The sequence below is a fragment of the Azospirillum agricola genome, from assembly GCF_020005195.1.
Taxonomy (GTDB): Bacteria; Pseudomonadota; Alphaproteobacteria; order Azospirillales; family Azospirillaceae; genus Azospirillum; species Azospirillum agricola.
Genome location: NZ_JAIFZR010000001.1, coordinates 568,096 through 581,452 on the forward strand (window position 1 = coordinate 568,096; position 13,357 = coordinate 581,452).

The window sequence follows — 13,357 nt, forward strand, 5'->3', positions numbered from 1 at the left end:
GCTCCGTATTTTTCTGTATAAGTAAAACACTCGGACATTTTCATCGTTTTTGTCGCGGAGCAGCCTTGCGCCCAGGTGAGCCCTTGCCTGTCCGCCGGACGGCCCGTCCGGTTCTTTCCTGTTCGACCGGCCAAGAAACCGCAAGACCTGTCGACGTCGCCTTTTGTCACATAGGCAACCCGCCGAACGCGGCGTGTTCACGCCCATACAGCACGATGCCGGTGTGATTTGTCGCACTTCGCCGGATGACCGGCGCCGTCCACGGGTAAGCCCTTGAATCATCGGAAGGGCAGGAGCCCGGCCGTTTCTTGGCGGCTGCGGCGGGCCTTGGCACGCTTCCTGCTGTATCCGCCCTCTGTGATCGCCGAGGATCATCGGACAGCGGAAGGGACACGCCCATGCCTCACGCAGGCGTCCACCTGACCGGCCGGGAGCGCAGCTTCTCGCCGGACGAGATCATCGTCAGCAAGACCGACCCCCAGGGCCGGCTGACCTACGTGAACGACATTTTCCTGGAGGTCGCCGGCTATGGCGAGGCGGAACTGATCGGCAAGCCGCACAGCATCATCCGCCACCCGGCCATGCCGCGCACGATCTTCCGCCGGCTGTGGGAGACGGTGCGGGCCGGGCAGGAGATCTTCGCCTACGTCAACAACCGGGCCAAGAACGGCGACCATTACTGGGTGCTGGCCCACGTCACCCCCAACATGGCGCCCGACGGGACGATCGCCGGCTACCACTCCAACCGCCGGGTGCCGCGCCGCGCCGTGCTCGGCATCATCGAGCCGCTCTACGGCCGTCTGGCGGCGGCGGAGCGCGCGGCCGGCGGCGGGGAAGCCGGGATGACGGCCGCCGCGCTCCTGCTGGACGGGATCCTGGACAAGGAGGGGGTGGGCTATGACGAATTCGTTCTCGGTCTCTGACTGGTCCTCGGTGGCGCGGGCGCGGGCCGCCGCCTGGGCCGGCACGCTGCTCCTCGCCGCCCTCGCCCTGCTGCTGCTGGTTCGGCAGGACTGGCCGGCGGCCGGGCTGGCGCTGGCGGCCCTCGTCCCGTCCCTGTTCGGGCTGCGCGCGCTGAAGCGGGCCGGCGCCAGCATCGACAAGGCGGCGGCGGTCTGCGAGGCGGCGGCGCGCGGCGACCTGTCGGTGCGGGTGATGGGCATCCGCGGGCACGGCAACATCGGGCGGATGCTGCGCAACATCAACCGGCTGCTCGACCTGACCGAAGCCTTCTGCAAGGAGGCCGACGCCGCCATGCACAGCGCGAACGAGCGCCACTATTACCGCAAGATCCTGACCACCGGCCTGCGCGGCGATTTCGCCCGCCATGCCACCACCATCAGCCAGTCGCTCGACCGCATGAAGGAGCGCGACGCCGAGGCGATCCGCTTCGCCGAGGAGAAGGTCCGCCATGTCCTGCTCGGCGTGTCGGGCGCCGTGACCCAGTTGCAGTCCAACGCCGCGCAGCTCGCCACCAACGCCGACGCCGCGGTGCGCGACGCCGTGGCGGCGGCGGCGGGGGCGGAGCGCGCCTCGGTCAACGTCCAGGCGGTGGCGGCGGCGACCGGCCAGCTCGCCGCCTCCTTCGACGAGATCAACCACCAGACGGCGGCGGCGACCAGCGTTGCCAGCGACGCGGTGACGATGGCCGAGCGGACCGACCGCACCATGCGCGAGCTGACCGAGGCCGCCGGGCAGATCGGCGGTGTGATCGCGCTGATCCAGGACATCGCCGCCAAGACCAACATGCTGGCCCTCAACGCGACCATCGAGGCGGCCCGCGCCGGTCCGGCCGGCAAGGGTTTCGCCGTCGTCGCGTCCGAGGTGAAGACTCTCGCCAACCAGACCGCCAGGGCCACCGAGGACATCGGTGCCCATGTCCGCCGCATGCGCAGCGTCGCCGAGGGGGCGGGCGAGGCGATCCGCGCCATCGGCCACACCATCGCCAGCATCGAGGAGACCTCCACCGCGGTGGCCGGGGCGGTGCAGCAGCAGAACGCGGTGACCGGCGACATCGCCGGCAACGTCTCCGACGCCGCCGCCGGGGCCGGGATGGTGATCGCCGCCATCTCCACCGTGCGCTGCGCCGCCGAGCGGACCAACGGCGTGGTGTCGGAGATCAACGCGGCGACCGGCGAGCTGTCGCAGCAGGCCCGCGAGCTTCAGGAGCAGATCGACGCCTTCATCGCGCGGGTGCGGGCGGCGTGAGGGCTCCCCCGGCTCCGCGCGCCCTCCGGATCAGATCGGCGTACCAGCGGGCGGAGTCCTTCGGCGTCCGCGTCCCCGTCGGGAAATCGACGTGGACGATTCCGAAACGCTGGCCGTAGCCGCTGCCCCATTCGAAATTGTCGAGCAGCGACCAGACGAAATAGCCGCGCACGTCGGCGCCCTGGCTCATCGCCGCGCGCATCGCCTCGTTGTAGATGGTCAGGTAGGCGATGCGGTGGGGGTCGTGGACGCCGCCGTCCGCCGCCACGGCGTCGCTGCCGCCGCAGCCGTTCTCCGTCACCACGATGGGCAGGCGGTAGCGGCGCTGGATGGTCAGCAGCTCCTCGCGGAAGGCGTCGGGGAAGATCGCCCAGCCGACGCCGTGGGTCGGCGAATCCGGCGGCGCGTCGCCCCAGCCATAGCCCCAGATGCGCGACGGGTCGGCCTTGGCGAAGATCGGGCCGTAATGGTTCAGCCCGAACCAGTCGACCGGCCGGGCGATGCGGGCCATGTCGCCGGCCCGGACATGCGGCTCGATCAGGGATGCGGTCTGCGGCGGGTAGTGGCCGAGGATCTGCGGGTCGCAGAAGACCAGGTTCCAGTGCTCGTCGAGCAGGGAGGCCGCCGCGCGGTTCTCCGCCGTGTCGGTCTCGGGGATCACGACCTGCCGGTTGTGGATCGCCCCGATCGAGGCGCCGGGCACGAGATCGCGCAGCACCTCGACCCCGGCGCCGTGGGCGAGGTTGACGTGGTGGATGGCGCGCAGATGCTGGGTGCGGTCGACGATGCCGGGAGCGGCCCAGGGGATGGCGTAGCCGAACAGGGTGAAGACCGAGAATTCGTTGAAGGTGATCCAGCGCTTCACCCGGTCGCCGTAGCGGCGGGCGCAGAGCGCGGCATAATCGGCGTACCAGCCGGCGCTGTCGCGCGACGACCAGCCGCCGAGGTCGTGCAGCGCCTGCGGCAGGTCCCAGTGGTAGAGGCAGAGCCACGGCTCGATGCCGCGTTCCAGCAGCCGGTCGATCAGCCGGTCGTAGAAGTCGAGGCCCTTGTCGTTCACCACGCCCCGCCCGCGCGGCAGCACGCGCGGCCAGGAGACGGAGAAGCGGTAGGCATCCACCCCCAGCCCCCGCATCAGGGCGACGTCCTCCTCCCAGCGGTGATAATGGTCGCAGGCGACGTCGCCGCTGTCGCCGTTCACCACCCCGCCCTGGGTGCGGCAGCGGGTGTCCCAGACGCTGGGGCCGCGCCCGTCCTCGGCCGCCGCTCCCTCGATCTGGTAGGCGGAGGTCGAGACGCCCCAGACGAATCCGGGCGGGTAGGACGTGCCGGTGGTCATGACGGTCGCTTCCCTGAAAGGCCGGGCCTGAAAACGGGCACTGAAAACGGGCACTGAAAACGGGGGCCTCAGGCGATGCTGTTGATCGCCCGGCAGCGGCCCTCGAAATCGTCGGAAATGAAGTCGGGGCGCTTGTAATAGCCCTTCATCCAGCTCGCCAGCAGGCACAGCTCCTCCAGCTTGACCAGCTCATCCAGCGTGCCGCCGGGGAAGCGCAGGGTGAAGCTGTCGCCGATGTACTCCAGCACCTGCTCGATCTGCTCGATGGTCAGGCCGATGTCGGTTTCCAGGGTGGCGTTGCGGGTCAGCAGAGCCTCGTCGATCCCGTACTCGTCGCGGATGAGTTTCACGATCCAACGGAACATGTTCATCCAGTTGGAAACGCCTTCGATCGATTTGCTCATCTCGACACTCGCTCAAGGTCCTTGCGGGTGGGTGACGCCGAAGACACGAAAGGGGTAGCCCGGATGGCGGGACTATACACCAGCGCACCGCGGGAAGAACTCAGGATCCTCCCCAGGATCGCTCCCGAAATGTTAAAAAACCGCGACACTTTCGCCACCCCTGCGGGCGGTGAAAGGTCGCGGCGTCGGTCGCGGTGGATGAGCGGTGACGGGTGGCCGGTCAGCCGAGCCGGTGCGACGACACCGGCTCCAGGTCGCCGCGCCAGTCGCGGATCTCCTGCTCCACCCGTTCGGCGGCGCGCTGGTCGCGGAAGCGCTTGCGCACGCGGCCATTGGCTCCGCGCGCCTGCATCGCCAGCAGCCGCTCCTCGACCTCCGGCTCGCTGGCGATGGCCTGGCGCCAGCGCTCCAGCCGGATCTCGACCACCGCGTCGACGATGTTCTGGGTGCCGGGGCGGCGGCCCAGCTTGGCGACGCTGGGGGCGAGGCGCGCGGCGGCCGACGCCGCCACCTCGGCTGGCATCGCCGGGAAGACGTTGCGCACCGCCGTGGCGATGGACTGCTTGAGGTCGTCGCCGCGTCCGCGTTCCTCGGCGCGGCGGTCGTTGCGCGCCTCGACGCGGGCGTGGCGCCTGGCGTGCCACGCCAGCACGTCGGAGGCGACCGCGCGGCCGTCCTCGTCCAGCCAGACGACCGCCTCGGCCCCGCCGCGCAGCAGCGAGCGGACCGCCTCGGGCAGCTCCGGATTCGCCGCCTCGCCGGCCGGAACCTCCAGCGCCAGCCGCAGGGCCAGCAGCGAGCGCAGCGAGCGCTCCCGCCCGGCGGGGTCGGCGGCGAGCAGCGCCGCGCGCGGCGTGGCGTCGGTGCCCAGCAGCGCCTGGATCACCTCCAGATCGCTGCGGGTCCAGCGGCGGGAGGCGACCAGCCGCTCGGCCCGCTCCTTGTGGTGCTCGCGCACCTCGCGCGGCTCGACCGCGTCGGCGGACAGCAGCACCCACACGCCGCCCTCCCGGCGGGCCAGTGCCCAGCCGGCGCGCGCCGGCAGCGGCCGGTCGGTGGCGAAGCGGGGTTCGCCGCCCTCCCCTTCCCCGGATTTGCCGTCTCCGGAGTCCAGGTTCCAGCGGTCGGCGGCGCGCAGGCAGCCCTCCTCCGGTGCCAGCCAGGGCTGGCCGGGTTGCGAATAGAACCCGCCCCCGCCGGGGCCGCGGACGATCACCGGCCAGCCGGCGACCTCGGCGGCAAGGCTGTCGGGCATCTCGGCCGGGCGCTCCCAGGCGCCCAGCTTCATCAAACGATCAGACGACATGCATGCTCCTTTGCCCGAAAGCATAGCATGCGGCCGGGCCGCCGTCCCAGCCGGGCGTCGTCCCGGCGGGGCCGGGTGTAACACAACCGTCATATTGTCGTGGATGCGTCCTGCGCCCATGATTTGAAGGGTGACCGATCCCGAACGGTGCCCACCCAACGCGGAGGATCCGACCACGGCACCATGACCGCCGGCCAGGGCGTGCCGGCCAAGGAGTGCGCGCATGCAGGCGACCCAGCTTCTCCTCACCCTTGCCGGCAACGTCGTGCTTCTGCTGTGGGGGCTGCACATGGTGCAGTCCGGGCTGATCCGCGCCTTCGGCGGCGACCTGCGCAACCTCCTGTCGGTCGGCCTGCGCAACCGCTGGTCGGCGATGGCGGCCGGGCTGGGCGTCACCACGCTGTTGCAGAGCAGCACGGCCACCGGCCTGATGGTGGCGGGCTTCGCCGCGACCGGGGCGATGCCGCTGGTTCCGGCGCTGGCGGCGATGCTGGGGGCGAATGTCGGCACGACGCTGATCGTCCAGCTCTTCGCCTTCGACGCCGCGCGCCTCGCCCCGGTTCTGCTGCTGGCGGGATTCCTCGCCTTCCGGCGCGGCGCGCGGACGCGCACCCGCGACCTCGGGCGGGTCGGGATCGGGCTGGGGCTGATGCTGCTGTCGCTGCACCTGCTGTTGGTGACGATCGAGCCGGTCGGCGGCGACGCGGCCTTCCGCGAGATCCTCGCCGTGCTGACCGGCGATCCGGTGATCGCCCTGCTGCTGGCGGCGGTCCTGACCTGGGCCGCCCATTCCAGCGTCGCCATCGTGCTGCTGATCGCCTCGCTGGCCGGCACCCAGGTGATCGCGCCGCACGCCGTCCTCGCCATGGTGGCGGGGGCCAACCTCGGCAGCGCCATCAACCCGATCCTCGAGGGGCCGGGCGGCGGCGGTCCCGACGGCAACCCGGCCGTCCGCCGCCTTCCCGTCGGCAATTTGCTGAACCGGGCGGTCGGCTGCCTGCTGGTGCTGGTGGCCGGCGACCCGATCGTCGCGGCGATGACCCGGCTGTCGGGCAGCGGCGGCCGGCTTGCCGCCGACTTCCACCTGCTGTTCAACCTGGCGCTCGCCGCGCTGTTCGTGCTGCCGCTGCCGGCGCTGGCCCGGCTGCTGGTCCGCCTGTTCCCGGAGCGGGTGAGCGTTGCCGACCCTTCCGCCCCGCTGCATCTCGACCGCGCCGCCCTCGCCGCCCCGCACCTCGCCATCGCCAACGCCGCGCGCGAGGCCCTGCGCATGTCCGACACGGTGGAGGTGATGCTGCGCGGCGCGCTCGACGTCTTCCGCACCGGCGACCGCAAGCTGATCCAGGAGATCCGGCGGATGGACGACGTGCTCGACCGGTTGCAGAGCGCGATCAAGGAGTATCTGACCCACATCGAGCCCGATGAGATGGACGAGCGCGACGCCCGCCGCGCCGCCGGAATCCTGACGCTGGTCATCAATCTGGAGCATGTCGGCGACATCATCGACCGCAGCCTGATGGATGCGGCGTCGAAGAAGATCAAGCGCAAGCTGCGCTTTTCCGAGGAAGGGGCCGCGGAGATCACCGGCATGCTGGAACGGCTGCTGTCCACCCAGCGGCTGGCGGCGGCGGTCTTCGTGTCGGGCGATCTGCGGGCGGCGCGCAGCCTGATGCGGGAGAAGGAGGTCATGCGCGACCTGGAGACCCGGGCGACCGAGGCGCACTTCGCCCGCCTGCGCGCCGGCCGGGGCGAAAGCCTGGAGACCAGCGCGCTGCACATCGACATCCTGCGCGACCTGCGGCGCATCAACGCCCATCTGGCCGCCACCGCCTACCCGGTGCTCGACCGCTCGGGCGAGCTGCGCACCAGCCGGCTGAAGGAGACCGACGGCGGGCACGGACAGCCGTCGCTGCGCTGACCCGCCGGTTTTCCTGCTCGACGCGTCAGGCCGCCGCCCTGGCCGCCAGCGGGTAGAGTTCGGCGTCCTCGCGGCCGATCCGCGCCTTGAGCTGGGCGAGGATGGCGCGCGTCTCGGCGATGAAGCGGGCGGGATCCCTGGCGATGGCCAGTGGCCCCGGCCACGCCTTGCGGTAGGAGTCGAAGCGCTGGGTCAGCCCGCCCATCTCCTCCTGGAAGCGCACCGCCATGCTGCGCAGCGCCGGGTCGGCGCCGCGCGCCAGCCGGGGGTAGAGCGCCTTGTCCTCGATCGCCAGATGGACCGAGAATTTGCCGAACAGCCGCACCAGCTCGCCCGACACGGCGGCCGGATCCGCCGCCACCGCCGCCGGGTCGAGCCGGCGTTCGACGGAGGCGGCGAGCGCCAGAACCTCGGCGTGGTGGTCGTTGAAGCTTGTCATGTCCATGGTCGTGGTCTTTCGTTTTGAAGGGGTTCCGCTCAGGCGATGGCTTCCTTCGGCCCGAAGAACTCGTGGAAGATCGCCGAGGCGGGCAGGCCCAGCGCGGTCAGCGCCCCGATCACCGCCGTCATGAAGGGCTTCGGCCCGACGACATAGGCGGCGACGCCCGGCTCCCGCGGCAGCAGCGCCGCCAGACGCTCGCGGTCGAGCAGGCCGGTCAGGTGCGGCTGGTCGGCCGTCTCCGGCTCGGCGTAGCAATAGACGGTCGTCAGCCCCTGGTGGCGGCCCGCCAGCGCGTCGAGATGGCCGCGGAAGGCGTGGACCGAGCCGTTGATGGCGGCGTGGACATAGACCACCTTGCGGCCGGCGGCGAGCGCCTGCTCGGCCAGCGGCAGCGCCGGGGTCTGCCCCACCCCGCCGGTGATCAGCAGCAGCGGGCCGTCGCCCTCGCGCAGCACGAACTCGCCGGCCGGCGGGTAGACCTCCAGCTCGTCGCCCACCCGCGCGCGGTCGTGCAGGAAGCCGGACACCAGCCCCTGCGCCTCGCGCTTCACCGAAATTCGGTAGTCGCGGCCGTTCGGCGAGGCCGACAGGCTGTAGTTGCGGTGGACCGTCTCGCCGCCGATCGACAGCTTGAGGCCGAGATACTGGCCGGGCAGGAAATCCATCACCCGCCCGCCGTCCACCGGCTCCAGCCGGAAGGAGGTGATGACCGCGCTCTCCGAGGTCTTCCCGGCGATGCGGAAGCGCCGCGCGCCGCGCCAGCCGCCGGTCAGCGCGGCCTTGCGGGCGTATTCCGCCTCCTCCGCCGCGATCAGCAGGCGGGCGAGCTGCCAGTAGGCCGCACCCCAGGCGTCGGCGACCTCGGCCGTCACCGCGTCGCCCAGCACGCGGCCGATGGCCTCCATCAGGCAGGTGCCGACGATCTCGTACTGGTCCGGGGTGATGTTCAGCGAGACGTGCTTCTGCACGATGCCCTCGACCGCCGGGCCGAGCACCTCCAGCCGGTCGATGTTGGAGGCGTAGGCGATGATGGCGTTGGCCAGCGCCTCCGGCTGGGCGCCGCCGCGCTGGTGGCTCTGGTTGAAGACGGCGCGCACCTCGGGGAAGCGCTCGAACATCAGCGGGTAGAAGGTCCCGGTGATGCGGTTGGCGTTGGCGGCGACGACCGGGGCGGTGGCCTTGACGACGGCGATCTGGGCGGGGGTCAGCATGGAGGAGGCAATCCTTTCGCGCGGCACGATGTCGCATTCGAATGGCAATCCCCGTGCCAGGACGACGGCCCCGACTTTCCGCCGGACTGGTTGGGGCTGTTGTCAGAGTGACACGCTGGGTTATGATGTCGAATGGACAACAACGCTGTCATTCCGACGACGCTTACGGAGGCCGCCGCCCTGACCACAGGGGAGGCGGCGGAGCTGCTGGACCGGCTGGACGAGCCGGCGCGGCTGTGGCCGGCCCTGCTGGAGCTGCTCGCCCACCGCCTGCCTTGCGACGCCTGCGCCCTGCTGCGCCAGGACGGCGACCGGCTGGTGCCGCTGGCAACGCGGGGGCTCAGTCCCGACACGCTGGGCCGCCGCTTCCTGCTGGACGAGCATCCCCGGTTCAAGGCGATCGTCGAGGCCGGCAACCGGCCACTGCGTTTTCCGGCCGACTCCGCGCTGCCCGATCCCTATGACGGGCTGATCCCCGACCACAGCGACCGGCTGCACGTCCACGACTGCGTCGGGGTGCCGCTGCTGGTGGCCGGGCGCCCGTGGGGGGTGTTGACCCTCGACGCCCTGCGCGCCGGCAGTTTCGACGGGCTGGAGGGGAGCATCGCCGGCTTCGCCCGGCTGGCGGCGTCGCTCGCCGAGGCGCAGGAGCGCCGCGCCGCCCTGGCCGGCCGCGAGCTTTCGCGTTTCGCCGGGGAGCGCCCGTTCGACGAGCGTCCGGACCCCGGCTCCGATCTGGTCGGCGAGGGGCCGGCGATGGCGGCATTGCTGCGCGAGGTCGACACCGTCGCCGACAGCGATCTGGTGGTGCTGGTGCTGGGCGAGACCGGCGTCGGCAAGGAGCTGGTGGCGCGCCGCCTGCACGACCGCTCGCGCCGGGCGCATGGGCCGCTGGTGCATGTCAACTGCGCGGCGCTGCCGGAATCGCTGGTGGAGAGCGAGCTGTTCGGCCATGTTCGCGGCGCCTTCTCCGGCGCCGTCGCCGACCGGCGCGGTAAGTTCGAGCTGGCCGACGGCGGCACCCTGTTCCTCGACGAGGTCGGCGAGCTTCCCTTGGCGGTCCAGGCCAAGATGCTGCGGGCCTTGCAGAACGGCGAGATCCAGCGGGTCGGGTCCGACCGTCACCTGACGGTGGACGTCCGTGTCGTCGCCGCGACCAACCGCGATCTTGTGCAGGAGGTGCGCGACGGCCGTTTCCGCGCCGACGTCTACCACCGACTCAGCGTCTACCCCCTGCACGTCCCGCCGCTGCGCGAGCGGGGGACCGAGACGCTGCGGCTCGCCGGCCTGTTCCTGGAGCGCAACCGGGCGCGGCTGGGCTTGCGCAACCTGCGGCTCTCGGCGGATGCTGAGCGGCGCATGCTGACCTACCCCTGGCCGGGCAACGTGCGCGAGCTGGAGCACGCCATCGGCCGGGGCGCCATCCGCGCCCGCGCCGCGCGGGCCGCCGAGGGGGGCGTGCTGACGCTGACCGCCGCCGACCTCGGGCTGGCCGAGGAGGAGGCCCCGCCGACGGTCCAGGCGCCTCCCCCGCCGCCGCCGTCCGACCTCCCGCTGCGCGAGGCGGTGGACGAGCTTCAGCGCCGCATGATCCGCGGGCAGCTCGACCGCCACGAGGGCAACTGGGCCAAGGCGGCGCGCGCCCTGGGGCTGGACCGCGGCAACCTGTTCCGCCTCGCCGGCCGGCTGGGATTGCGGGGAGAGACTACCCCTTAATCGCAACGCAGGGCTGTGCCGCCCCCGCCCGTAGAAGAAGGGTCACGGATCCAGGAGACGGGGGCACGACATGGAGGCTCACACCCAACGCTACGAAGCCCGTTGCCACGCCGGCGACGACGTCTGGTCGGTCATCGACCAGACGACGGGCGGCTGCGCCGTCGTCGGCGCGCTGTGCTTCGACGGGCTCTCGCGCGATCAGGCGCAACGCTTCGCCGAGACGCTGAACCAGAGCGGGCGCTTCTTCGACGATCGCGAGGGATAGCGCGGCTGACACCGCGCCACCCGCGACGCGTTCTCACACGGCCCGCAGATGCCGCACCGGACGGCCCGGCGACAGCGCCTCGGCCGCCCGCGCGATGCCCTGCGCGTCGATGCCGAAATGGCGGTGCAGGTCGGCGATCGTCCCGGTCTGGCCGAAATGCTCCACCCCCAGCGCCCGCGTGCGGTGCCCGGCGACCGAGCCGAGCCAGCCCAGCGTCGCCGGATGGCCGTCCACCACCGTGACCAGCGCGCAGTGCGGCGGCACCCCCTCCAGCAGCCGCTCGATGTGGGAACGCGCGTGGCCGAGGCCGCGTTCACGCGCCCGCTGCGCGGCGCTCCACCCCGCCTGCAACCGGTCGGCGGAGGTGACGGCGAGCAGCCCGACGTCGCGCCGGTCCTCGCCCAGCATGCCGACCGCCTCGATCGCGCCGGGCGCCACGGCGCCGGTGTAGGCGACCACCACCTGGGCGTTCGGCCCCGGCCGCCGCAGCCAGTAGGCGCCGTCGACGATGTCGCGCTCCAGCCCCTCGTCGATGGTGCGGGACGGCTGCTCCAGCGCGCGCGAGGACAGGCGCATATAGACCGAGCCGCCGGTCTCGTCGCGCAGCCAGTTGCGCTCGTCCGGCTCCCCCGGACCGTCGCCCTTCGCGCCGTCGCGCTGCATGTAGTCGAAGGCCCAGCGCATGACCACCGCCAGCTCGTCGGCGAAGGCCGGCTCGAAATAGGCCAGCCCATCCTGCGCCATGCCGACCAGCGGGGTGGCGATCGACTGGTGGGCGCCGCCCTCCGGCGCCAGCGTCACCCCCGACGGCGTCGCCACCAGCAGGAAGCGTGCGTCCTGGTAGCAGGCGTAGTTGAGCTGGTCGGCCCCGCGCATGATGAAGGGGTCGTAGACGGTGCCGATCGGCAGCAGCCGCTCGCCGAACAGCGAATGCGACAACCCCAGCGCCGACAGCAGGATGAACAGGTTGGACTCGGCGATGCCCAGCTCCATGTGCTGGCCCGTCGGCGAGAACTGCCAATTGTAGGTGGAGGGGATCCGCTCCTTCTTGAACAGGTCGGCCATCTCGCTCTTGGCGAACAGGCCGCGCCGGTTGACCCAGGCGCCGAGGTTGGTGGAGACCGTCACGTCGGGGGCGGTGGTGACGATGCGCTCGGCCAAGTCGGAGCGCTCGCGCCCCAGCTCGTTGAGGATCAGGCCGAAGGCGGCCTGGGTCGACAGGCTCTTCTGCGCCGGCACCGCCAGGGCGGCGGGCACCGGCACGGGCGGCGCCGCGTGGCGTCGCCGGCCCTTTTGCGCGAAGGGAACCCGCGCCAGGAAGGACTCCAGCGTCGCCGCCGGCAGGGCGGTGCCCTCGAAGCGGTCCCACTCGTGGCCGGGGCGGATGCCGTGGGATTCGCGGAAGCCGTCCATCTGGGCGGGGGTCAGCAGGCCGGAATGGTTGTCCTTGTGGCCGGCCAGCGGCAGGCCGGCGCCCTTGACGGTGTAGGCGATGAAGCAGACCGGCCGGTCGTGCGTCCGCGCCTGCTCGAAGGCGTCGAGCAGCGACGGCAGGTCGTGGCCGCCAAGATTGCCCATCAGCGCCGCCAGTTCCGCGTCGCTGCGGCTCTCGATCAGCCGGGTGACGGGGCCCTGGTCGCCGAGATCGTCCAGCAGCCGGCGGCGCCAGACCGCCCCGCCCTGGGCAGCAGCCTGGTAGGTCAGCGCCGAATAGAGCTGGTTCGGGCAGCGGTCGATCCACTCGCGCAGCCGCTCGCCGCCCGGTTCCCGGAAGGCCGCCTGCATCAGCGTGCCGTATTTCAGGATCACCACGTCCCAGCCGAAGGCGCGGAAGATGTTCTCCAGCCGCTCCCACAGCCCCTCGCGGATCACCGCGTCGAGGCTCTGGCGGTTGTAGTCGACGATCCACCATGTGTTGCGCAGCCCGTGCTTCCAGCCCTCCAGCAGGGCCTCGAAGATGTTGCCCTCGTCCATCTCGGCGTCGCCGACCAGCGAGACTATGCGGCCCTCGGGCAGATCCTTCGCCCAGCCCTTGGCCTTCAGATAGTCCTGGGCCAGCGAGGCGAACAGCGTCTGCGCCACCCCCAGCCCGACCGAGCCGGTGGAGAAATCGACGTCGTCGATGTCCTTGGTGCGCGACGGGTAGGACTGCGCGCCCTGGTAGCCGCGGAAACTCTCCAGCTTCTCCCGCGTCTGGTTGCCCAACAGATATTGGATGGCGTGGAAGTTCGGGCTGGCGTGCGGCTTCACCGCGACGCGGTCCTCCGGGCGCAGCACGGCGAAATAGAGCGCCGTCATGATCGTCGCCAGCGAGGCCGAGGACGCCTGGTGCCCGCCGATCTTCAGCCCGTCCAGGTTCGGGCGGAGGTGGTTGGCGTTGTGGATGGTCCAGGACGCGAGCCAGAGAACCTTGCGCTCCAGCTCGCGCAGGCAGGCGAGGTCGTCGGCACGGTTCGGAACGGTCGCGGTCATGGCGTCACCCTCTCGTGGGGAATTCGTTGGGGATGGGCGGTCGATGATGGGAAAAGCCTATCATCGGCGGCCGGGC

At 71.5% G+C, this 13,357-nt stretch carries 11 protein-coding genes; 5 read left to right on the plus strand and 6 right to left on the minus strand.

Features of this window, described 5'->3' with window-relative positions; genetic code table 11:
- The first annotated feature begins 398 nt into the window (after nucleotides 1-398).
- Entirely contained in the window at nucleotides 399-923 is a 525-nt protein-coding gene (locus JN22_RS02380) for a PAS domain-containing protein (protein WP_085552355.1), read from the plus strand.
- Nucleotides 898-2,208 (plus strand): methyl-accepting chemotaxis protein, encoded by a 1,311-nt coding sequence (locus tag JN22_RS02385; RefSeq protein ID WP_085552356.1) that lies wholly within the window; start codon nucleotides 898-900, stop codon nucleotides 2,206-2,208. Before JN22_RS02380 ends, JN22_RS02385 begins: the two co-directional genes overlap by 26 nt.
- Here JN22_RS02385 and JN22_RS02390 read toward each other — a convergent pair.
- The 3 genes from JN22_RS02390 to JN22_RS02400 form a co-directional block, all read right to left on the minus strand.
- A complete protein-coding gene (locus JN22_RS02390) occupies nucleotides 2,183-3,547 on the minus strand; it encodes a GH1 family beta-glucosidase (RefSeq protein WP_085552357.1) in 1,365 nt (454 codons plus the stop codon). The two genes, JN22_RS02385 and JN22_RS02390, sit on opposite strands and share 26 nt — an antisense overlap.
- A gap of 68 nt (nucleotides 3,548-3,615) precedes the next feature.
- Complete coding sequence (locus tag JN22_RS02395; RefSeq protein WP_085552358.1) at nucleotides 3,616-3,951, minus strand: acyl carrier protein; 336 nt, start codon at nucleotides 3,949-3,951, stop codon at nucleotides 3,616-3,618.
- 220 nt (nucleotides 3,952-4,171) lie between these two features.
- Entirely contained in the window at nucleotides 4,172-5,257 is a 1,086-nt protein-coding gene (locus JN22_RS02400) for a hypothetical protein (protein ID WP_223677527.1), read from the minus strand.
- 223 nt (nucleotides 5,258-5,480) lie between these two features.
- Between JN22_RS02400 and JN22_RS02405 the strand changes: the two genes are divergently transcribed.
- Nucleotides 5,481-7,175 (plus strand): Na/Pi cotransporter family protein, encoded by a 1,695-nt coding sequence (locus tag JN22_RS02405; protein ID WP_085552360.1) that lies wholly within the window; start codon nucleotides 5,481-5,483, stop codon nucleotides 7,173-7,175.
- A gap of 25 nt (nucleotides 7,176-7,200) precedes the next feature.
- On the opposite strand, the gene JN22_RS02410 is transcribed toward JN22_RS02405, so the two are convergent.
- Nucleotides 7,201-7,620, minus strand: a complete 420-nt coding sequence (locus tag JN22_RS02410) for a hemerythrin domain-containing protein (protein ID WP_085552361.1) — start codon at nucleotides 7,618-7,620, stop codon at nucleotides 7,201-7,203.
- Between the two features lie 32 nt (nucleotides 7,621-7,652).
- The gene (hmpA, locus tag JN22_RS02415) at nucleotides 7,653-8,828 is read right to left on the minus strand and encodes an NO-inducible flavohemoprotein (RefSeq protein ID WP_085552362.1); all 1,176 of its coding nucleotides are present in this window, start codon (nucleotides 8,826-8,828) and stop codon (nucleotides 7,653-7,655) included.
- Between the two features lie 132 nt (nucleotides 8,829-8,960).
- Between hmpA and norR the strand changes: the two genes are divergently transcribed.
- Together norR and JN22_RS02425 are read left to right on the plus strand one after the other, a co-directional pair.
- Nucleotides 8,961-10,544, plus strand: coding sequence for a nitric oxide reductase transcriptional regulator NorR (norR, locus tag JN22_RS02420; RefSeq protein ID WP_085552363.1), 1,584 nt, complete (start codon nucleotides 8,961-8,963; stop codon nucleotides 10,542-10,544).
- Nucleotides 10,545-10,614: 70 nt separating this feature from the next.
- Entirely contained in the window at nucleotides 10,615-10,809 is a 195-nt protein-coding gene (locus JN22_RS02425; protein ID WP_085552364.1) for a hypothetical protein, read from the plus strand.
- A gap of 33 nt (nucleotides 10,810-10,842) precedes the next feature.
- On the opposite strand, the gene JN22_RS02430 is transcribed toward JN22_RS02425, so the two are convergent.
- The gene (locus tag JN22_RS02430; RefSeq protein WP_085552365.1) at nucleotides 10,843-13,281 is read right to left on the minus strand and encodes a transketolase; all 2,439 of its coding nucleotides are present in this window, start codon (nucleotides 13,279-13,281) and stop codon (nucleotides 10,843-10,845) included.
- Nucleotides 13,282-13,357 lie beyond the last annotated feature (76 nt).